This is a genomic window from Acinetobacter sp. YH01008, assembly GCF_013420435.1.
In the GTDB taxonomy this organism is placed as follows: Bacteria; Pseudomonadota; Gammaproteobacteria; order Pseudomonadales; family Moraxellaceae; genus Acinetobacter; species Acinetobacter pseudolwoffii.
The window spans coordinates 392,267-413,734 of record NZ_VOYD01000001.1 but is presented as its reverse complement, the minus strand read 5'-3'; the positions used below and the strand labels follow the sequence as shown (position 1 = coordinate 413,734).

General features: G+C 40.6%; 23 protein-coding genes, 1 tRNA gene and 1 pseudogene. 12 read left to right on the top strand and 13 right to left on the bottom strand.

Annotated elements, in window-relative coordinates; translation table 11 throughout:
- The 6 genes and pseudogenes from FTT75_RS02040 to glyA form a co-directional block, all read right to left on the bottom strand.
- Positions 1-382 (bottom strand): annotated as a pseudogene (locus tag FTT75_RS02040) (alkyl hydroperoxide reductase subunit F); the annotation flags it as partial.
- Positions 383-589: 207 nt separating this feature from the next.
- On the bottom strand, positions 590-1,507 hold the full coding sequence (locus FTT75_RS02035; RefSeq protein WP_159516065.1) for a hypothetical protein: 918 nt from the start codon (positions 1,505-1,507) through the stop codon (positions 590-592).
- A 33-nt stretch (positions 1,508-1,540) separates the two neighbouring features.
- Entirely contained in the window at positions 1,541-2,674 is a 1,134-nt protein-coding gene (locus FTT75_RS02030) for a toxic anion resistance protein (RefSeq protein WP_180040076.1), read from the bottom strand.
- Positions 2,675-2,690: 16 nt separating this feature from the next.
- Entirely contained in the window at positions 2,691-3,482 is a 792-nt protein-coding gene (locus FTT75_RS02025; RefSeq protein WP_005097500.1) for a hypothetical protein, read from the bottom strand.
- Between the two features lie 284 nt (positions 3,483-3,766).
- A complete protein-coding gene (rnk, locus tag FTT75_RS02020) occupies positions 3,767-4,171 on the bottom strand; it encodes a nucleoside diphosphate kinase regulator (RefSeq protein ID WP_005097501.1) in 405 nt (134 codons plus the stop codon).
- A 503-nt stretch (positions 4,172-4,674) separates the two neighbouring features.
- Positions 4,675-5,925, bottom strand: coding sequence for a serine hydroxymethyltransferase (glyA, locus tag FTT75_RS02015; protein WP_005097502.1), 1,251 nt, complete (start codon positions 5,923-5,925; stop codon positions 4,675-4,677).
- A gap of 539 nt (positions 5,926-6,464) precedes the next feature.
- Here glyA and FTT75_RS02010 point away from each other — a divergent pair.
- From FTT75_RS02010 to FTT75_RS02000, 3 genes are all read left to right on the top strand, one after another.
- Positions 6,465-7,163 carry a 3'-5' exonuclease gene (locus FTT75_RS02010; protein ID WP_180185841.1) on the top strand — a complete coding sequence of 233 codons (699 nt, stop codon included), beginning with the start codon at positions 6,465-6,467 and terminating at the stop codon, positions 7,161-7,163.
- A gap of 100 nt (positions 7,164-7,263) precedes the next feature.
- On the top strand, positions 7,264-7,929 hold the full coding sequence (locus FTT75_RS02005) for a hypothetical protein (RefSeq protein WP_100329029.1): 666 nt from the start codon (positions 7,264-7,266) through the stop codon (positions 7,927-7,929).
- A 198-nt stretch (positions 7,930-8,127) separates the two neighbouring features.
- On the top strand, positions 8,128-8,478 hold the full coding sequence (locus tag FTT75_RS02000; protein WP_180072244.1) for a hypothetical protein: 351 nt from the start codon (positions 8,128-8,130) through the stop codon (positions 8,476-8,478).
- A gap of 162 nt (positions 8,479-8,640) precedes the next feature.
- On the opposite strand, the gene FTT75_RS01995 is transcribed toward FTT75_RS02000, so the two are convergent.
- Entirely contained in the window at positions 8,641-8,859 is a 219-nt protein-coding gene (locus tag FTT75_RS01995; RefSeq protein ID WP_005097507.1) for a hypothetical protein, read from the bottom strand.
- A gap of 874 nt (positions 8,860-9,733) precedes the next feature.
- Between FTT75_RS01995 and FTT75_RS01990 the strand changes: the two genes are divergently transcribed.
- Positions 9,734-9,907: a hypothetical protein gene (locus FTT75_RS01990; RefSeq protein ID WP_005097508.1), complete on the top strand. Its 174-nt coding sequence runs from the start codon at positions 9,734-9,736 to the stop codon at positions 9,905-9,907.
- 37 nt (positions 9,908-9,944) lie between these two features.
- Here FTT75_RS01990 and FTT75_RS01985 read toward each other — a convergent pair whose 3' ends face one another.
- The gene (locus FTT75_RS01985; RefSeq protein WP_005097509.1) at positions 9,945-10,862 is read right to left on the bottom strand and encodes a LysR family transcriptional regulator; all 918 of its coding nucleotides are present in this window, start codon (positions 10,860-10,862) and stop codon (positions 9,945-9,947) included.
- Between the two features lie 485 nt (positions 10,863-11,347).
- Positions 11,348-11,423, bottom strand: a tRNA-Arg gene (locus FTT75_RS01980).
- Between the two features lie 178 nt (positions 11,424-11,601).
- Between FTT75_RS01980 and FTT75_RS01975 the strand changes: the two genes are divergently transcribed.
- From FTT75_RS01975 to FTT75_RS01945, 7 genes are all read left to right on the top strand, one after another.
- Positions 11,602-12,537: an ABC transporter ATP-binding protein gene (locus FTT75_RS01975; protein ID WP_005170164.1), complete on the top strand. Its 936-nt coding sequence runs from the start codon at positions 11,602-11,604 to the stop codon at positions 12,535-12,537.
- A complete protein-coding gene (locus tag FTT75_RS01970; RefSeq protein WP_005097525.1) occupies positions 12,534-13,307 on the top strand; it encodes an ABC transporter permease in 774 nt (257 codons plus the stop codon). The genes FTT75_RS01975 and FTT75_RS01970 overlap by 4 nt, the downstream gene beginning before the upstream one ends.
- Entirely contained in the window at positions 13,307-14,122 is an 816-nt protein-coding gene (gene queF, locus FTT75_RS01965) for an NADPH-dependent 7-cyano-7-deazaguanine reductase QueF (protein WP_180185840.1), read from the top strand. The genes FTT75_RS01970 and queF overlap by 1 nt, the downstream gene beginning before the upstream one ends.
- An 18-nt stretch (positions 14,123-14,140) precedes the next feature.
- Complete coding sequence (locus tag FTT75_RS01960) at positions 14,141-14,794, top strand: hypothetical protein (protein ID WP_074383325.1); 654 nt, start codon at positions 14,141-14,143, stop codon at positions 14,792-14,794.
- 294 nt (positions 14,795-15,088) lie between these two features.
- Positions 15,089-16,090, top strand: coding sequence for a lytic murein transglycosylase B (gene mltB, locus FTT75_RS01955; RefSeq protein WP_180075284.1), 1,002 nt, complete (start codon positions 15,089-15,091; stop codon positions 16,088-16,090).
- A gap of 290 nt (positions 16,091-16,380) precedes the next feature.
- The gene (locus FTT75_RS01950; RefSeq protein WP_005097531.1) at positions 16,381-16,995 is read left to right on the top strand and encodes a septal ring lytic transglycosylase RlpA family protein; all 615 of its coding nucleotides are present in this window, start codon (positions 16,381-16,383) and stop codon (positions 16,993-16,995) included.
- A gap of 245 nt (positions 16,996-17,240) precedes the next feature.
- Complete coding sequence (locus FTT75_RS01945; RefSeq protein ID WP_005097532.1) at positions 17,241-17,696, top strand: DUF962 domain-containing protein; 456 nt, start codon at positions 17,241-17,243, stop codon at positions 17,694-17,696.
- Between the two features lie 18 nt (positions 17,697-17,714).
- Here FTT75_RS01945 and FTT75_RS16015 read toward each other — a convergent pair whose 3' ends face one another.
- From FTT75_RS16015 to rpsB, 4 genes are all read right to left on the bottom strand, one after another.
- Positions 17,715-17,858, bottom strand: a complete 144-nt coding sequence (locus FTT75_RS16015; protein WP_347929744.1) for a DUF3465 domain-containing protein — start codon at positions 17,856-17,858, stop codon at positions 17,715-17,717.
- Entirely contained in the window at positions 17,824-17,928 is a 105-nt protein-coding gene (locus FTT75_RS16010) for a DUF3465 domain-containing protein (protein ID WP_373685566.1), read from the bottom strand. Before FTT75_RS16010 ends, FTT75_RS16015 begins: the two co-directional genes overlap by 35 nt.
- Before the next feature lie 446 nt (positions 17,929-18,374).
- Positions 18,375-19,250, bottom strand: coding sequence for a translation elongation factor Ts (gene tsf, locus FTT75_RS01935; protein WP_005097533.1), 876 nt, complete (start codon positions 19,248-19,250; stop codon positions 18,375-18,377).
- Positions 19,251-19,392: 142 nt separating this feature from the next.
- Positions 19,393-20,139 (bottom strand): 30S ribosomal protein S2, encoded by a 747-nt coding sequence (gene rpsB, locus FTT75_RS01930; protein WP_005097534.1) that lies wholly within the window; start codon positions 20,137-20,139, stop codon positions 19,393-19,395.
- A 471-nt stretch (positions 20,140-20,610) separates the two neighbouring features.
- Between rpsB and map the strand changes: the two genes are divergently transcribed.
- The gene (gene map / locus FTT75_RS01925) at positions 20,611-21,438 is read left to right on the top strand and encodes a type I methionyl aminopeptidase (RefSeq protein ID WP_180185839.1); all 828 of its coding nucleotides are present in this window, start codon (positions 20,611-20,613) and stop codon (positions 21,436-21,438) included.
- Positions 21,439-21,468 lie beyond the last annotated feature (30 nt).

Here is a 21,468-nt window from a genome sequence, read left to right as displayed (position 1 = left end):
AGCTGAGTGATACAAATACATCAAAATCAGATTTGATTCCTAAGCCTTTAATCGACTCTAAAACTTCAGCAGATACTTTCGGTGCATAACCAGAGCTTTGTAGTAAAGCCAGAATCAGTGAGGTGAACTCATGCCCCATTGGCAGACCTGCGAAGTAGACCCGTGGCTCTTCACCTGCTTTGGCAATACCAAAGCTTGGAGCACGTTGGTTTGTACCATCAAAGCGTGCAGTGACTAAATCAGATAATGCAGCCACTTCCTCAACCAGTTCTTTGATTTTTGCAGATTTGTCGGAATCATTTAAAGTCGCAACCAGTTCAATCGGGCTTTCCAGACGTTCGAGTAGTGTTTTTAATTGAGCTGAAGTATTTTGGTCTAACATGGCTAACGTCTCCAAAGGAGTAAATGTTTATTTGATAAAGCGATATTAGTGCATAAATCAAAATAGGTAAAACAGTTTGTTTTTATATTATAAATCGTTTTTTTAGATCAATGGTTTGATAATTATTTTTGGTATTTCAACTTTTAATTTTTATACTGTTTCATCAGCAGATAAAAAATACTCCTAAACAGGAGCATTTCTAAAATATTAATTTATCCGTTGCTCGATACGCAAGGATCGGCCTTTGATTGAATTGGCCAAGAAGAACAGAACCAAACTCAGAAATGCCGATAAAATGGCCACTCCAATAATCACCAGATAGGTGATCTGACTCAACTGGTTTGCCTGTTGTACTTGCGTATTTACACTCTTGGCAACCGGTGTCATGGCTTGACCATAGATCTGTTGCTGCATGGTCCAGAGTTGTTCCGGCTTAAAGCCATATTGCTCAAATTTTGCATCCTGCTTTTCTGCTTCTACCAGATTGAATACATAAGGTTTTGCAGCCGATAAATCTTGCGGTTTATGCAAAAGTGCTGTTTGTGCCAGTAAATAAGATTTTACCGGTGCGGCAATCTCTGAATCGGCGAGGTATCGTGCAATTTCACTGTCATTGATATTGCTATCGTAATACACCACCTGCTGATAAGCATCATGCCGGTCATTCCGTAAATCATGCTGCCAGTAAGTTAATCCCGACCAGATCACGATAAAGGCAATTAGCCAGGCGACAAATTTCAGCACAAAAGACTGAAAGCGCACATAAAAGAAACGCAGTTTCTTTAATAGGCCAATGATAAAAAATGCACCGATAAAAGAAGCAAAAATTTTAATAATCAACCAGCCAAACCAGCTCAGCAAACTAAAAAAATAATCCGGACTATCACCAATACTGGCCAGCGTGGCATCTACACTGACCGGTAAATGTAACTGCTGCACTTCGGTACTCAGGCCAAAAAAGCCATAGACCAGTTCCTGCTGAAAAAACAGACCAATGATGGAGGCAATAAATACCGTAGAACTGGTGATACCCAATAACATCAAATTGCGTTGACGTTTCTTGAGCGCAACCACGCCTTGCTTGATCTCACCAGGAGACACCGCATATTCATCTAAGGGAGGCAATCTTTACTCCTTTTAGATCTTCAACCACAATATTTAGTTGGGCTTTGATCCGCTCGTACTTGATTCAATCACCAAGTGATTCAGATTATCCTGTAAAGCCTTCAAACGCACGGTTGCTTCTGTGCGTTTTTGTACACCTTCTTTCTGAATCTGAATCACATCATTGACTGTTTTAATGAGGGTGTTTTGCACATGTTCAAGCGTTTCGATATCAATTACCGAGCGCTGATTGGCTTTTGCGGTATCGACAGAGTTCTGATGCAATAGATCTGCATTACGGCGCAGCAGTTCATTGGTGGCATCATCAATGGTATTGGCCAGCTGGACACTGTTCTTTTGTTCGCTCAGAGAAATGGCCAGACTGATCTGGTTTTTCCATGCCGGTAAAGTAATATTTTTAATGGCATAAAACTTGTCGACCAGCATCAGGTTGTTGGACTGAATAATCCGGATCATCGGCAAGGTTTGCATGGCAGATTGCTGCAAAACCTGCAAATCGCTGACCCGTTTTTCCAGATTATTGGCCAGATGGTTCAGATCATAAATTTTCTGTGTTGTGCTCTGATCTTGCGGCAAAGCGGTTAAAGCGGAGATTTCCTGCTGTAGCTCCTGCTCACGTAAACGGCCGGCTGCAATATGTACGCCTAACTGTTTATATTCATCCTGTACCCCGTCAAACATTTTATCCAGGGTATCTACACGCGCTTTCAAACCGGACTGCGAGGTTTCAATTTCTTTGACCAGCACATCGAGCTGCTCTTTGGTGGTATTGAAATGTGCATCAAAGTTACCTTTTGCACCTTTGAACTTGCTAAGGAGATTGCCAAAAAAACCTGAACTTTTCTTTTGACTTAAAATGCTGCTGGTATTCAGTTGCTGGGCCACCTGCACCACCTGATTCAGTTTCTGCCCTGTCGCATCCAGATCTCTATTTTGGACCAGATTCAGTAATTCATCAGTATAGGTCGAGGTTTTGGTCGCAATATTTTTACCATACTCAGCCACGCTGTTATGACTCATATCCTGCAATTCTTTACGTGCTGCCAGTACTTCCTGAAAGTCAGCAGGTTGCAAGCCCAGTTCTTTCAGATCCATTTGCTGAAATTTTTGTTCGACCAGTTCATTCGAGCTTTCAACAGGTAAATTTACTAAATCAGACTTGGTCATGGTTCACCTTATATTGTTATGTTTTCGAGGGTTTCTCGAGGGATTTTTTTAACGTTTTAATCAGACTTTCACGGCTATTATCAAGTTTTTCCAGATCACTTGTCGAGTGCTTGCTCTGGCTTTGTTGGACATGATATTGCCAGGCCGGAATCAAGACCTGTTGCGCTTCTTTAAAGCGGTCCAATAAGCTAAAGGACAGCTGCTGTGAAAGCTGCATCTGGGTAATGGCAATGTCATTACTGCTTTGCAAGGTACGCAGTGTATTGATTTTCTTGGAAAGCCGCTCGGAAAAATTATCCAGTGGATGCTGGTTTTTGATGAACAGCGGATATTCTGATAAAAACTCGTCTGCCGCGACAATATGCTTGGCCATCTGCTCACGTAGACCCAAAAGCTGCTGAAAACGGGCCTGAGATTTCTGGATTTCAATCTGTAACTTACGACTTAAGTGATCGGCTTGATCGAGTAAACGGTCCAGTCGCTGATAATATTCAACCTGACTCGAACCATAATCCAGATCGATCCCAAGCCATTTTTGTAGTGCATTAAATTTACGTTTTTTCAGATATTTTTTAGATTCTGCCAAAGCCTGAATCAATTGCTCAATGGTCTGGCTCAGCTGTTGGGTCAAATGCGGATCGACCCCATTTAATAACACCGATTGTGCCTGAATCAGAGAATCCGCATAATGATTCAGTCCATATTGATGGCTCAGTACAGGCACAAGTTCATTACGTTTGATCGCCAGTATTTCTTCACGATCAAAAGACATGTCAGTCAAGGCGGGTAAAGCTTCAAATCGCGACATGACGGAGACTGTATCCTTTTAGAGAGATTAAATAAAAATCTTGAATATCCACGAATGTAGCAAAAAAACAGACCACGTTGTGTATATTTATCCAGAAATTCGTTACATCACTTTAACTAAATCCATGTTTTATCTTTATTTTAATTATATTTTTTACAATGAAAGCAAATGTGTTTGATAAATTTTGCTGTACTGCTAGTTTAGCCAGGTGAAACTCTTGAACATCAGTCATAGATCAAAAAAGCCATATTACTATGGCTTTTGAGCATGCGTTCAAGACAGTATCAGAGATAATCCCCGGTACTCTCTGGCTGATAAAGCACTTTTTCAATGGTCACTTTCATGGTGTGGCCATCTGGTTGTGGCCATTCAATGGTTTGACCTTCGGCTAAGCCCAGAATGGCTGCGCCTATCGGTGCAATCACATTTACCTGACCTTTATCACCTTTAAACTCATGTGGGTAAACCAGTGTGACTTCCACAGGCTCTGGAGACGGTGCAATAGTCAGTAACACACGCGAATGCATGGTGACAATATTACTTGCGATCTCCGCGGGGCCAACTATTTCAGCACGTGCCAGTTCATCTTCCAGACGAATCATGGTTTCGCTCAGCTTGGTCTGATGCTCAAGCATGGTTTCCAGACGATCTAAATCCTGCTGAGATAAAATAATAGTGGTTTTATTCATCCTGATTACCTTTGTTAGATACCTAAATAAAAAATTAATGAATCAACAGCCAACAGGAACACCAAATACAGGTTGTGCCCATATTTGAATGATTCCTATAAATACAATGTTCAGATTTAAAGAAAATGATCTCAGTCACAGCGCTTATTGCACCAACACCTGAGCTCGTCTGAAATTTGCATAAAAATTTTCAGGTACTAAGCAGAATGTACAGGGTGGATCTAAAAAGCTGGCAATGAATAAATCAGTTCTTTTAAATATTTAAAAATGAGATTGGTCTATAAAAAACTTTAAGCCAGATTCAGAAAAACGCAATATGATTTTGTTGATGACTCATTTTCTTGTCCTATCAACATAAGCTATTAAATATTAGGCCTGAATCATGGTGCGATATAGATATAGTTTAACTCGAATTGCGCTAAACCAAATCCTGATTTTTTCTCGTCATTTTAACAGCTATAAAAAAAGCTCCCGGTTGGGAGCTCCTTTCCGATTAAAACCGATTATGCATAAACTGGGAATTTAGCACATACAGTTTCAACCTTCGCTTTCACCGCGTTAATGACCGTTTCATCACCTTTCGCATCCAGAATGTCAGCAATCCAGCCTGCAAGGTCACGTACTTCAGCTTCACCGAAACCACGGGTTGTTACTGCAGGTGTGCCGATACGGATACCTGAAGTTACGAACGGAGAACGTGGATCGTTTGGTACAGAGTTTTTGTTCACAGTAATGTGCGCAGCACCTAACCAGGCATCCGCTTCTTTACCTGTGATATCTTGTTTGATTAACGACAACAAGAACAAGTGGTTCTCAGTACCGCCAGACACAATATCATAACCACGAGCGATTAGCACTTCAGCCATGGCTTTTGCATTCACCACAACTTGTTTTTGATATTCTTTGTATTCAGGCGCCATCGCTTCTTTAAAGCAGATCGCTTTCGCTGCAATCGCGTGAACCAAAGGACCACCTTGGTTACCCGGGAATACAGCAGACTGTAATTTTTTCTCGATTTCTTCGTTTGCTTTCGCAAGGATTAAACCAGAACGTGGACCACGAAGTGTTTTGTGAGTCGTTGTCGTTGTTACGTCAGCAATTTGCACTGGGCTTGGGTAAACGCCAGCAGCAACCAGACCTGCAACGTGCGCCATATCAACAAACAGGTAAGCACCCACTTTGTCCGCGATGTCACGGAAACGCTGCCAGTCTACGATTTGGCTGTATGCAGAGAAACCTGCAACGATCATACGTGGCTTGTGTTCCACCGCTAAACGTTCAACTTCTTCATAGTCGATTTCGCCAGTTTCTGGGTTTAAACCATATTGAATCGCGTTATATGTTTTACCAGAGAAGCTTACTTTTGCACCGTGAGTCAAGTGACCACCGTGAGCAAGGCTCATACCCAAAACTGTATCGCCAGGGTTAAGAAGCGCTAAGTAAACCGCTGAGTTTGCTTGTGAACCAGCATGTGGCTGAACGTTAGCATAATCAGCACCAAAGAGTTCTTTAGCACGGTCAATCGCCAATTGTTCGATCACGTCTACGTATTCGCAACCGCCATAGTAGCGTTTACCTGGGTAGCCTTCCGCATATTTGTTAGTGAGTTTTGAACCTTGAGCTTCCATGACTGCTGGTGAGCAGTAGTTTTCAGAAGCGATTAGCTCAATATGAGCTTCTTGACGAGCATCTTCATTCGAGATTGCTTGAGCTAATTCTGGATCAAATTCAGCAATAGAGATATTGGCAAACATTAGCGAGGTCCTATTGATTTAGGGCTTTTAAGCCGTGCTAAGATTGGCGCGTATTGTAGCATGAAGTTTTGCATTTTCGATCATGAACTTTCTGCAGTTTTTTATAAATATTGCTCTAGCCTTTAGAAATCATGACCAATTTAAGTAAAATCAAATTATTGAATTGGCGTTAAAGTTTTTAACTTTTAAAATTTTGAGCATTTTTTATTCCTTCACTATCTAGTCTTGTTTAAAATGTGAAAAGACTGGTTTTCTCGAGCGCTCCGCAAGCATTTTAAAATGAGATTCAAGCTAAGTTCTGCTTACCCTTTTTATCCCCTATAAACCTAGAGCAGCGACTTCGTGTTAATCCCTAGAACATTTCAGGTGTACCGCTAACTCTTTTCCTGCATGAGAGTTCTGAACCTTAACCTGCAGCAAGATTGGATTTATTGACAGCATTCTTTGCGCTAAAAAGTATATTTTTTAATATTCAGCCTAATCTTTTTCCCAATTTATCGTTAATATGAGTCTGTCTCTTCTTTCATGGTGCTCAACGCATGCAGGCCATTATTCTTGATACCGAAACGCATACTTTAAATGGTCAACCCATTGAAATTGCCTATGCGCCTGTCGCAATTGTAGACCATAAAATCAGTATGGATAAAAGCCGCCTGTTTGATCAGCTCTATTCATGTGACGAACCCATTTCTTTTGCCGCCATGGCAGTGCATCATATTCTGGAATCTGATCTGGAAGGTCAGCCACATTACAGTACTTTTCGTCTGCCAGATGAAACGATTTATATGATTGGTCATAATATTGATTATGACGTTCGTGCCGTCGAAAAATGTGGGGTAGATACCTCGAAAATTAAAGCGATTTGTACACTGGCTTTAGCACGTCGGGTCTGGCCAGATGCAGAAGCACATAATATTTCTGCACTGATTTATATGATTACCAAAGGCAGTAAACGAGCACGTGAAATGATCCGTAAAGCGCATCGTGCCGATATGGATATTATTTTAACTGCCAACATCCTGATGCATATCGTGCATCATTTGAAAATTAACAGTATGCAGGAGCTGTTCGATGCTTCTGAAGATGCCCGAATTCCACGTACGATTAACTTTGGTAAACATCGCGGTAGCGCAATTGCAGAGCTTCCTGCCGACTATGTGCAATGGCTATTGCGCCAAGATGAACTGGATCCTTATTTGCGTAAGGCTCTCGAAAATACAGCGATTAGCACGCTTTAAACCCCTTAAAACAAGTATCTGTTTTTTAATATATTCTTCATATTATTGTAATTATCCCAGACTATGCTCTAGCTGAATTTAGTGAACAACTCATTCAGCTATGATGCATTTTTATAAAACTCAACGTGGGGTCGAGGTGCTACAGAATCGCTCTATCCCCTTGACCGCACGCCAACGCCGCTTATTGGTGCTAATCGGCAGCAAAGATTTTGATCTGTTACATGAGAGATTAAAGCAGCAACTAGCTCCCGCCGAGCTTTTAGAGCAACTTTGTGAAATGGATTTAATTGTTCCGGCTCACACCAGCATAATATCAAACAGTCCACATCAGACCGGCATAGAAGTCGATACCAAAATCAATTTGGCGCATTCCGAGATTTACCGTCCCTTAAATTCACCTCTGCCAGTCCCTTGTGTAACCGAGAACCGCAAAAACCTCCTAGTTCCTATCGAAGAGCTGCAAGAAAATTCATCTATTGAAACAAATCCAGACAATCAACCCCATCTACCCGAACCGCAAGCTTTATCTTTTGAAGACCTCAAATATCTGATGATGGAAAGCTTACAAAAATATTGTGGCTTGATGGCCAAACAGCAAATTCAGCATATTTTACAGGTACAGGATGTGCGCAGTTTAAAAATGTGCCAAATACAGTGGATCACCTCACTGCAGGAAAGCCGACTTCCTCCGCAAGAATTGAATCACATTCTAAAACAGATCAATTTTTCTTTGGCACAATTACAGCAAAATCAAGCTCATGAATAAGCATGTCTTAGTCTTTTAAACTCTTAAATGAGTGACTTTAGCAATCAAGCAGATTTAGATTTCAAATATAAGTAATTGATTTTATATCATATTTACATTATCTCTAAATTTAAAGCCTGAAATATCAGACTTAAGCGGGATAGAAAAAACCTGAAAATCTCGCCATATAGTGATCATTAAAATCCGCTTGGTTGCTATATGCCACATTATTTAGAATTCGATGCGTTTGATAACCCCATGCAACTGAGCAAGGTGGGCAATTGGGTCATTACCTTTTTAAGTCCGGCTGAAGAACTAGAACTTGTGCAACTGGCAATTACCTATGTACTGCCCCGCCAGCTCAGTGACAGTTTACAACCGCGACGTGTAGTGATTCAAAAAAGCTCTATCGAGCACCATTGGCTGATTCAAGCCATTGAATGTTTTGACAGTAATACTCGTCAGGAAATTTCTTTAAGCCCCGAACATATCACCGCTCAGCAAACCTTAAAACAGATTCTGCAAGAATTTGAAAAATATGATGTGAATGTACAACTTAAGCATATCTAATTTCTGGCTTACTTCGGTGAGCTTTTTTTATTAATAGGGGATAAATTTTGCTTTCCTGTATTCATTAAAAACTCACCAGGAAGGTGAGTTTTTAATGGCTAAACCTGTAATATCGGATAGATGGACTCAATTTTTTCACCTTTGTATAATATATTGATCCAGTTATTCTACGACTTTATAAATATTTGAAGACTTTTGACTTTCAAATAACAGTTCAATACTCGGTAAAATAGTTTCGCCATCTACCACGATATGTTCAATTTTTTTTACCAGATCAATTGCATCATGCTGATGTTGCTCTGCAAATGAACGTAATAAAGCTTTCGCCTCAATGACCTTGCTAAATTGGTCTTTCACCTTTATATCAATAATCTTTGACATTTCTCTCTCCTTTCTATTTCCTAAGTTTCCATTTTTTATATCACACTTAAATCGCTTATTTAGGGTCAAGATGTTAGCGAATTTGGCAATGTAAACTTTTTTTATAGGAATCAATTAGAAAAGAAATCATCTGGAATCATTAAACAAAGCTTTATAACAGACATTAAAAAAGCTCGCATTGCTGCGAGCTCTGTGTTGGATGGCTAGTGCTAGATTTATTGTTTGGTGATCAACATCAAACTCAACTAACTGTCATTGATCCGTCCAACTTATCGGTAGCGTCTTATTGGTTTTACGACCTACCATGAGTTCAATATAGCAACATTTTTCAGACCTACAAGCCCTCTTTACACTTCTAAAAGAAGACTCATACAAGATTTAAATTGTCATTTTTCAAAACTAAATTATGATATTTCACGCTTATTAATTTCCAAATATTATTCTTTTTAGAAGAAAATATTTTTAGCATAAATATATGATTTCTATAAAATTTTAATTTAAGTTAATTTAGCTCAATATGTGTTCACATCATCCTTTATTAATTTATTCAGTTTTTTAAAATTTATTTTTTTAAATTATTGAGAATAATAAGCGCTACTCAGAAATTAGCGAACCTCTACAGGAACCGCTGTAATTAGCCGAATTAAAAGTAATTTTCTTATAGATATAATCCATTGTTATTTTGAACATAAAGCACTAATTTTTATTTAAAATGTACTGTATAAACACACTTATAAGCATCACAATTTGTAAAATCAAATCAGTTATAAAGCAACAGTGTAATAAAGTCGCTCATATACAATAAACAAATGTACTCAAACCCGATATTAAATCGATCAAAACAAATTTATATTTCTAGAAAAGGTATATTGCGATGACTCATCCAGATGAAAAAATTAATGAAGAATTTCCAGAAGAGGAATTGGACCCACAAGAAAAACAGGATCGAGAGATGCAGCGCGGCCAGCTGGGCGTAGATAAAGACCCTCAGGTAAAAAGAGACCAAATCCGTCAACAACATCAGGATGAAGAGGAACAGAATCCTTAATATTCATATTATTGAGCCTGCTCCTTTGAGATTAGGATCAAGTGTAATACTGTGCCCGCTTTTTAGAGAATCGGTCAAGCTGCTTTAAGAATCCCTCAAAGTAATCTTTCTGTTTTTCTTCAGTTCGATAACCTGCATATAAAGTACGGCGTAAGCCTTCAGGGGCTACACAATCCAGACGGCGCGAAGTCACCCAGCCCTTCTGTTCATATTCATTTACCACCCAATCTGGCAATGCCGCAATCCCACGACCACTGGCAACAAGCTGAATCAGCATTTGAGTCAGATCGGTCGTCCGAATCTGTTTTGGCAAAATATTCGCAGGAATAAACAAGCGTGACATGATATCCAGACGATGCTTATCTACCGGATAAGTTACTAATGTTTCTTCTGCCAGTTCCTGCACCGTAATCTCTTGGGCACGTACTAAAGGATGTGTATTAGACAACACCAAACGTGATTCATATTCAAATACCGGGAAATATTCCACACCTTTGAGTGCAATCGGATCGGCAGTAATCAGTAAGTCAAACTCGCCCGTTTGTAACAATTCATGCGGATTGGCTTCAAAGCCCGAAGCAAAATCCAAATCAACATCTGGATATTGGATACGATACTGATTCAAAAGTGGCATTAGCCAGTCAAAACAACTATGACACTCTGACGAGAATATAATACGGCCTGTCTGTCCATGCACAATACGTGTGATATCACTTTGCGCTATCTGTACTTGTGGTAGCACATCATCAGCCAGTTTCAACAAACGTAAACCTACATTAGAAAAACTCACAGGGCGACTACGGCGATTGACCACTTCAACCCCGAACCATTGATCGAGTTCGCGCAATTGGTGAGACAAAGCTGAAGGTGTTAAACAGAGATCTCCTGCTGCTGCAACCAGTGATCCATGTTCTCTTAGCGCTGTCAGTGTTTTTAAATGTCGTAGTTCTATCATATGGCTTACCCAAAAAAATACAGAAACCAGCTACTCAAGCTTGGTGAATAGCATAATCTATTTCAGGATAATCACTTTAATATTTTCACGTTTAAATTATTTTAATGAATTTTACTCAACAAATAATCTGTTCAAAAATGGGTTTATTAAAACATTTGAGTTATTTCATCCTCAAGATATTCAAGAGTCGTACTCTGCATTGCAATCAGCTCTCGTATTCAAAATATTCAAAGCCGTTGTGAATTAGCGTATCAAATCAAAATATAGAATCAGAATAAGTAAAAGAAAATGAGCATGTCATTTGTTTGTCTGAAAACTTTTAAGATTATTTTTGAGCAGTATCGAATAAAGTGAAAAGACAGAGTTTGAGATTCGATTTAAGCAATGCAATCTATATGGTGGCACTGAATAAAATGTTTTATGAAAAGCAATCTGGTATAAAGATTTAATTTAGAGAGATTTTTATGTTGTAAGAAATAAGAAAATGGTGCGCTCAGCGGGACTCGAACCCACGCCACAGGCTTCGGAGACCTGTACTCTATCCAGTTGAGCTATGAGCGCGCGATGCACATCATAACAAAAAAAATCATAAGGTAAAGCAACTATCTATAACTTCGTCATTTTATGCTTAGACTTTATACAATGTTCCAAAACAGCAACACAGAATTCCATGTGAATCACTTGGCTTATTTTCCAAGATCACTCACAATATCTCAACTTTTCACCATTTGAGATATTCATGACTGATGCACTGATCTTAAGAGATGTGTCAAAGACCTATCGCAATGGCTTTCAGGCATTAAAAGGAATCAACTTAAATGTACCAGAAGGTGAGTTTTATGCACTTCTGGGGCCAAATGGCGCCGGAAAATCCACCACCATCGGTATTATCAGTTCATTAACAAAAAAAACCGCCGGCACAGTCGAAATTTTTGGTCATAACCTGGATACCCATCCCTCCCAAGCCAAACAGTGTTTAGGTGTGGTTCCTCAGGAATTTAACTTCGCCCAGTTTGAAAAAACTTTCGACATTCTGGTGACGCAAGCCGGCTATTACGGGATTCCTAAAAAAATTGCACAGCAACGGGCTGAACTCTATCTGACCAAGCTGGGCCTATGGGAAAAACGTGCAACGCAGGCGCGTATGCTGTCGGGCGGTATGAAACGTCGTTTGATGATTGCACGTGCCATGATGCATGAGCCGAAACTTTTGATTCTGGATGAACCAACTGCGGGTGTCGACATCGAATTACGTCGTTCAATGTGGGAGTTTTTGAACGAGATGAATGAGCAAGGGACATCCATCATTCTCACCACCCACTATTTAGAAGAAGCCGAAATGCTGTGTCGCCGCATTGCGATTATCGATCGTGGTGTGATTAAAGAAGACACCAGCATGAAGAGCTTCCTAAGTCAGCTGAATGAAGAATCCTTTATTTTTGATCTTGCAGCACCGATTGAACCTTTGCATCTGGAGATTATCGGGGTACGTTTTAATTTAATCGACCCGATGACCTTAGAAATTACCATGGACAAGGCACATAGCATGAATGATCTGTTCCAGCTATTGGAATCACAGAATATTCAGGTACGCAGTATGCGTAACAAATCCAATCGTCTGGAAGAGCTTTTTGTCAAAATGGTCGAAAAAAATCTGGATGGAGCTGCGCAATGAACATTAATCAACTCAGCGTAGCTTTATATACCATTGTATATAAAGAAGTCCGCCGTTTTATGCGGATCTGGCCGCAAACCTTGTTACCACCTGCCATCACCATGAGCTTGTATTTCGTGATTTTCGGCAATCTGATCGGTTCGCGGATTGGAGACATGGGCGGCTATAGCTATATGGAGTTCATTGTGCCCGGTCTGATCATGATGGCCGTGATTACCAACAGCTATGCCAACGTCTCTTCCAGTTTTTTCAGTTCAAAATTTCAAAAGAGTATTGAAGAGCTGGTCATGAGTCCAGTACCGATGCATGCCATTCTTTGGGGACATGTGCTGGGCGGTGTGATTCGTGGAGTACTGGTGGCGATTATTGTTAGTGCCGTAAGTTTGTTTTTTGCGGATCTATACATTACCAACTGGTTTGTGACGATTTATACCGTATTGATTACCTCCCTGCTGTTTTCTCTGGGTGGTTTTATCAATGCCGTCTATGCCAAATCTTTTGATGATATTTCGATTATCCCGACCTTTGTTTTAACGCCACTGACTTATTTAGGCGGTGTGTTTTATGCAATTTCTGCCTTAAGTCCATTCTGGCAAAATTTATCTTTGATCAACCCTGTGGTGTATATGGTCAATGCCTTCCGCTATGGCATTTTAGGACATAGCGATGTCAATGTAACTGTTTCACTTGCAGTGGTCACCTTATGTTGCGGCCTGCTCTATGCATTGGCCTATCATTTACTCTCCCGTGGTTCAGGAATGCGTGAATAATGAGTGTAGAACAATCTCTCCTTGGTAAAGACACCAATTACCCGACAGAATATCAGCCGGATGTTCTGTTTCCAATTTCGCGCGCGCCTGCCCGTGAACAATACGCACATGTTGAAGCGATTCAGCAAGGCACCGACTGGTGGCATGTTTTTGAAATTTCCTGGTTAAATTCAGCCGGTGTGCCGCAAGTCGCAATTGGACGGATCAGCCTGCCTGCTTCTTCGCCGAATCTGATTGAATCCAAATCACTCAAGCTCTACTTTAATAGTTTGAATTTTGCCAAATTTGAATCTCAAGCTGACTTTATCGCCACGGTGGAAAAAAATTTATCTGCTGCGGCTGGTGCAGAGATTACGTTAGATTTATTTCAGGTTGATGACTTGGAAGTTGCCAAGCCTGAAGGCATCTGCATTGATGAACTAATTCCGGAACGTCTGGAAAATCATCCTGATGCGAGTCTTTTGGCTCTGGATGCGAACCATACCGAAGAAGTTGAAATCCAGCTGTATTCACATTTATTAAGAAGTAACTGCCCAGTCACTGGACAACCGGATTGGGGTACAGTATTTATACGCTATCAGGGCAAAAAACCTTGTTATAAGAGTATTTTGGCTTATATTATTTCTTATCGTCAGCATAACGGTTTTCACGAACAATGCGTGGAGCAGATGTTTGCCGATCTCTGGCAACAACTGAAACCGGAAAAGCTGATGGTCTACGCAACCTATACACGCCGCGGTGGATTGGATATCAACCCTTGCCGTGTATCGGATTTAACATGGATGCCTCGCCCTATTCGATTAGCGCGACAATAAAAACATTGAGGTTTAACAATGCCATTTTTTGGTTTTATTCCTTCTGCAGAGCTTTTAAATACAATTCAGACTGCACAACAAAATAAAAATTCAAATGAGCCGCTTTACCCACTCCGTGATAAAACCGCATTGATGATTAATGATGAAATTATTGATGCGATTCTCACGGAACTGGTGCGTCGTTTTCCTGCAAGTGATAAGCGCGATACTGCGGAAAAACTGGCGGGCTATATCAAGTCAACTGTGGCGGTATTGCTGAAACAGTTATTGAGTAAAGCGCCGAATGATGTGGTGAAGCAATCTATTGCTTTCTCTGAACGCAGTCTGTTTAAAGACCCTGAAGGACAGATCCGTATTGGTGAGTCGCTGGATGCCAATCTGGTGACCAATTTAAAACATCATTATGCGGAACTAAGAGCCGGTCAGAGTATCGACAAACAAATGTTTAGCAACCTGTATAAGCAGTTTGGTGAAGCGACGGTACGTCACTTTATGGTCGATTTTAATAAAACCTTGGATCTTGGCATGATCAAACGCAAGGCAGCAGATATTGGTGCTTCTGCTGTGATTAAGGCCATCAATATGGCTGCAGATAAAATCATTCTCAATCTGAACAAGGATGAGCTTCGCGCCATGGCTGAATATCATGACACCTTGTTCTATACAGAATAGGTCTGCATAGAATCATCTAAGAGTGATTTTTTAAAATTAGCCTGACTTCGGTCAGGCTTTTTTATGTTCAATGAAATAGCTTGTTACAGATAAGCAGCTCCACAAGGCAAACTGACGCAAAAATAACCAGTCTTTCACTATTTTTGTATATGCATCTAGGTCTCTTAATCATCCGAATGTTATCTTTAATCTGGTTTTTACAGCCTCATGATTGAAAAAATTTCTCAATCTTTTTCATGGCATGATTCAAATAACATTGCCCGCAACTTATCAAAAATTGGAAATCGTACCAAGATGTTGAAATCGAATTTTTATAAAAAATTTAAACAGCTTTCAATCGCATTGACCGCATTAGGTCTCAGCAGTTTCAGTCTGGCCAACGATTTCCAATCTCATCCCTCTTATGCCAGTTTTAAACAGACTGCCATGCAAAATTATGGGCTGAGTGCCCAGCAAGTCGATTCAGCCATGAACGGGGCGCGCAACCTGCCCAATATCATCAATATTATGAATCGTCCAGGTGAAAGCAAGCCTTGGTATTCTTATAAAACCAACTTTCTGGCTGAGTCGACCATTCAACGCGGTGTGCGCTTTAAACAGCAATATGCGGAAACGCTGAATCGCGCTGAACAGCAGTTTGGTGTACCACAGTCAATCATTCTCGGGATTTTAGGGGTAGAAACCGGCTTTGGTACCAATAAGGGTTCTTTTGTCACCCGTGATGCGCTGGCCACCTTAGGTTTTGGTTATGAGCGTCGTGCCCAGTATTTTCAAGATGAACTGGCGGCATTAATTGCCTGGTCTTATAAAGATGGCGTTTCAGCTTCTTCTATCGTCGGCTCTTATGCAGGTGCGGTCGGTTATCCACAATTCATGCCAAGTAATATTCCAAAATTCGGCGTGGACTACGATGGTAACGGACATATTGACCTGCGTAATTCAGCAGTAGATGCGATTGGCTCGATTGCCAACTATTTAGCCCAGCATGGCTGGCAGCGTAATCAACCGATTGCTTTTCCGGCCCGTTATAGTGGCTCGAACCCGGATGCGGTAATTGCCAAAGATCTGACTCAACCTAGCCCATATGGTGTGTTAAAAACACAAGGGATTAGCCCAATGAATCCTATTGTTCAAATTGACGATCTAGACTTGGTCAATGTAATTCAATTACAAGAAAATTATGGGCATATTTACTATATTACTTATCCAAATTTTCAAGTGATTACTACTTATAATCGCAGCCGAATGTATGCCACTGCATTGTGGTTATTAGGTACAGAAATTACTAGCCGTTAACATGAGAATTTAATACAAATTATTAAAGTCAACATTTTTATGAGTGATTATGAGCAAATATTGATCAATTTTAATATTGTGTTACAATATTGATCATATTTTAATCACTCATTGTTTATTTTAAGTTCTTTTTTAAACTATTTTAATTAAATACTAGACAGGATATTGCAGGCATGAATATTATCCATTTCGTTAAATGTAGTTGCATAAGTTAAATATCAGGCGTGTTTACATGGTTTTTCAGTTACTTATGAACAAATCCATGCGATATGCTGTTAGGAGTTGATTCGATGCATTCTTCAATTTTGAAGTATTTTATGGCTATTGCCACGATAGTCACACTGACGCAATCGCAGGCAGATATGGTTCCGTCATCTTCGTTTAATCACGAAAATGACAATTCGCGCCTTGCAACGCGTGTATTAAATAAAGAAGCTCAAAGCTTCAATTCAAATTTCACCAATTTGAACAGCCTTTCAATCACTGAGCGTTCTGGCGATAAAGTTCGCCGTGAAACCATTGCAGCGAAAATTGAAATTCCTGCAGAAGAGCCTTCAGTGATTGAAAAACTGAATACCGTGGCTTCTAATACTGTACGCAAGTTCAGTCAGACAGGTACAGCCTCTTGGTATGGTCGCCAGTTCCACGGCCGTAAAACTGCAAGCGGTGAAACCTTTGACATGAATGCAATGACTGCTGCTCATCGTAGCCTGCCATTGAACTGTTATATTCGTGTGACCAATAGAAATAATGGTAAAAGCGTAGTGGTTAAAGTCAATGACCGCGGCCCATTCCATGGTAACCGTGTCGTCGATTTATCTTATGGCGCAGCGAAGAAACTCGGCATTACCAATGCCGGTGTTGGCAATGTCAGTATTGAGCGTGTCGCTGGTCCAAATTCTTAAGATTTAACTTGCAATACATTTAACCAAAAGCCACAGTAATGTGGCTTTTTTATTAACTTCAAGTTATAGAAAAATGACAATCAATCTATAGTTCCTCTTATCTCCGGCTACCTGTCCATTACAGCTTGAATGTTGCAAATTCGCCAAATAAAATTCACGTTCTGGCACTATTAACTTTTGACCAAACCTAGATTCTGCTTTATATTTTCAGGCAAGCACAACGTATTCATGGAATGGAGCGAATAATGAAAACAATATCTGAATGGCTGGATGAATATAGTGACAGTCATCAAAACAAAACCAATAAGCTGATTCACTGGGTCTGCGTACCGACTATCTATTTTTCGATTATTGGCATTATTGCGCACTTTAGTGCTTTACTGACCGCCCTTCTGCTAGCTCTGGCTTTTATTTTCTATGCCCGACTAGATATTGTTTTGGCAGTTGCAATGGCTGCTTTAACATTGATCATGGCCTGGTTAATCTGGATTCTGCCAGTCGGTGCCGGTTTTTATGTTGGCCTATTTGTTTTTGCCTGGATTGGTCAGTTTTATGGCCACAAAGTGGAAGGCAAAAAGCCATCTTTCTTTAAAGACCTTCAATTCCTTCTTATTGGCCCGATTTGGTGCATGGATGCTTATTTAGCTAAAGTAGCACCTTCCTGGAAAAGTCGCCAGATACGAGACATGAAGAGCATTTAGCAGCATTCTTCATTTTTTCTAATGAGAAGAACCTTCTTGATAGGTTCTTCCTTGATGTTTTAACCGGCCATACACATGTTTTCGGGCACAATCATGATGCATCCAGTGCGCCACATCCCCCTTCTCGCTATTTATATTCACTATAAAATTCGACAATATCATCTTTTTGAATCGAACCAATGCCGGGTGCGGAATCGATATTATATGTCACCAATACAATTTGATCATTCAAGCATGAACTCTTAATAGCGTGATCCTTTATGATCATCACCTAACGTTGCAATCATTGTTCGATAAGATCGAACCCCAATAGCACCCTGATGATGTTGAAAAGCAGTCTAAATTTTATTGAGATCATCTTGAGACATAGCTTCAAAATGAGTGTCGGTGTGGCGACTTGGCTGACTTTGTGTTAAGGAGCTCCACTCAAACTGGTTTTGCTAGGTATCAACACAGATATACAGCAATCAATAAGCAATCATCGCCCCAATACCCATGTCGGTTTTATATGCGCTATTAATGATTTTCAATTCTTTAAATTTCGTTGATTTTATCACGCGTACTTTCTAAGCAAACTCGCATTTTCCAAAAAAAACTACCGCTTTCGACTTATTGTATTTTTATGCAGATATAAAAAAAGCCCCACAAAGTGGAGCTTCTTTATAATTCGTTACCGAATTATTGAGCAGCAGCCTGAGCAGCAGCAACTTCTTCTGCGAAACTCATTTCAGCTTTCTTCTCGATACCTTCACCAACTTCGAAACGAACGAATTCAGCTACAGTAGTACCTGTTGCTTTAAGAACGTCAGCAACTTTCTTGTCGTTGTCGATTACGTACATTTGACGCTCAAGAACAACTTCGTTCAAGTATTTCTCAACAGAACCCACAACCATCTTCTCAACGATGTTTGCTGGCTTGCCAGATTCAAGTGCTTTCGCTTCAGCAATTTCTTTCTCTTTCGCGATAAGCTCAGCAGAAACGCCTTCAGCATTTACAGCGACTGGGTTGAACGCAGCAACGTGCATTGCCAAGCCTTTACCAGTTGCTTCATCACCAGTATAAGAAACAACAACACCGATACGAAGACCGTGTTTGTAAACTGCAAGGTTAGCACCTTCAACAATTTTCGCACGACGTACTTGGATGTTTTCACCGATTTTTTGAACAAGAGCGATACGCGCTTCTTCTACAGTTGCACCATCTTCTAGTTTCAATTCAGCGATTTGAGCAGGATCAGTTACGTTTGCAGCAAGTGCAGCAGCCGCAACTTTCGCAGAGAAACCAGCAAAGTTTTCATCTTTTGCAACGAAGTCAGTCTGGCAGTTTACTTCTAAAAGAAGTGCTTTGTTGCCTTCTTGAGCAATCGTGATCGCGCCATCAGCAGCGATGTTACCCGCTTTTTTAGCAGCTTTCGCTTGACCAGATTTACGTAGGTTATCGATCGCTAATTCAACGTCGCCGCCCGCCTCTGTCAAAGCTTTTTTACATTCCATCATTGCAAGACCAGTACGATCGCGCAATTCTTTAACCATGCTTGCTGTAACTGCAGTCATGTTTATCTCCTAAATTCGGTAGAAAATGAATTCTTTTTAGAACAGAAACGGCCCAGAGGAGTTCTCATGGGCCGCCTGCATACATAACGCTTACTTTGCCACCATCACATGTCGCAAAAATGACAAGCTTGCGTCAAACGCATTAAGCCTCAGAAGCTGGAGCTTCTTCTGCTTTAGCTTGTGCATTCGCTTGTGATTGAGCATATTCTTTACCAGCAAGAATCGCATCAGCCATAGCAGAAGCATACAGTGTTACTGCACGGATCGCATCATCGTTACCCGGAATAACGTAATCTACGTTGTCTGGGTTAGAGTTTGTATCAACGATACCGATTACAGGAATACCAAGGTTCTTTGCTTCTTTGATTGCAATTGCTTCGTGATCAACGTCGATTACGAATAATGCGTCAGGTAAACCACCCATGTTTTTCACGCCGCCAAGACCGCGTTCAAGTTTTTCCATCTCACGAGTACGTTCTAAAGCTTCACGTTTAGTTAGCTTAAGGAAAGTACCGTCTTGAGATTGAGTTTGAAGGTCTTTTAGACGGTTGATAGATTGGCGAAGTGTTTTCCAGTTCGTCAACATACCACCTAACCAGCGGTGATCAACATATGGTTGACCAGCACGTTGCGCTTGTTCACGGATGATTGCAGAAGCTGCGCGCTTAGTACCAACAAACAAAACTTTGTTCTTTTTGCTCGCCAAGTTGTTAGCAAAGTTCAAAGCATCATTTAACGCAGGAACAGTGTGCTCAAGGTTGATGATGTGAATTTTGTTACGCGCACCAAAGATGTAATCGCGCATTTTTGGGTTCCAAAAACGTGTTTGGTGACCAAAGTGTGCGCCTGCTTGTAGAAGGTCGCGCATGCCTACGTTGTAATCTGCCATTTTCTTTACCTTAAAGTTTGGGTTAGGCCTCCATATACCCGCATTCTCCACCCAAGGGATTGCTGTCATTTTATCAGTGGTTGCGACAGAGGACATTTTTTAGCGATACAAGGCATGAATAGTGAGATTTAACATTCTAAATAAACTATTCATAACGCAGTAGCGTCAAAAAACGTCCCTATCCCGAAGGGTTGTAGCTAAAATCCCCTCATACTTCGTTATGAAACTCGATAAGGGAATACCATTACCATCGTTTCATGCCTCGCATGACGAAATTTTAGCTGACAACGCAACTCACATATAAAGTGACAACAATCCCTAGAAGCACCCAGAGTAATGTGTCGATATATGTGCGGATTTTTTGCCCCATCGCACAAAGCCCGTGAAATTTATTCACGAAAAAGCATTTGATAAAATGGGCGGCTATTTATACCATAGTCACACACAAATTTCCAAAAGTTTTTAGAGATCATGAACAACACTTACCAAGCGCCACGTCGACTTATCAAAACCCCTGACGAAATTGAAAAAATGCGTGTGGCAGGGCGACTGGCGGCAGAAGTATTGGATATGATCAAACCGCATATTGTTCCAGGTGTTACTACGCTAGAACTTGATACGATTTGTCATGACTATATTGTTAACCAACAACAAGCCATTCCAGCCTGCTTAGGTTATGGTGCAGCACCAGGTCGGCCTGCTTTCCAGCATGTGATTTGCACTTCTGTGAATCATGTGGTGTGTCACGGCATTCCATCGGATAGCAAAAAATTGAAAAAAGGTGACATTCTGAATATCGATGTCACTGTGATTAAAGATGGCTATCATGGCGATACCAACATGATGTACATCGTCGATGGTGAAACGTCTATTCTTGCTAACCGTCTATGTAAAGTAGCGCAAGAAGCCATGTACCGGGGTATTGAAACTGTAAAACCAGGGTCAACCATTGGTGATATTGGCCACGTGATTCAAAAATATGTCGAATCTGAACGTTTTGGTGTGGTACGTGAATATTGTGGTCATGGAATTGGCACGACTTTCCATGACGAACCGCAAGTATTGCATTACGGCCAGCCAGATACCGGGATGATTTTAGAAGAAGGCATGACTTTTACCATTGAGCCTATGGTGAATGGTGGCGACTGGAAAACCAAATTACTGGGTGATAAATGGACGGTGGTCACCAAAGACCATTCATTGTCAGCACAATATGAACATACCCTGCTCGTCACTAAAACAGGGGTTGAAATCTTAACCGCGCGTCCGGATGAAGATCTGTCACGCTTTAATAAATAAGTACCAAGACAACACCACAAAATGGTCACT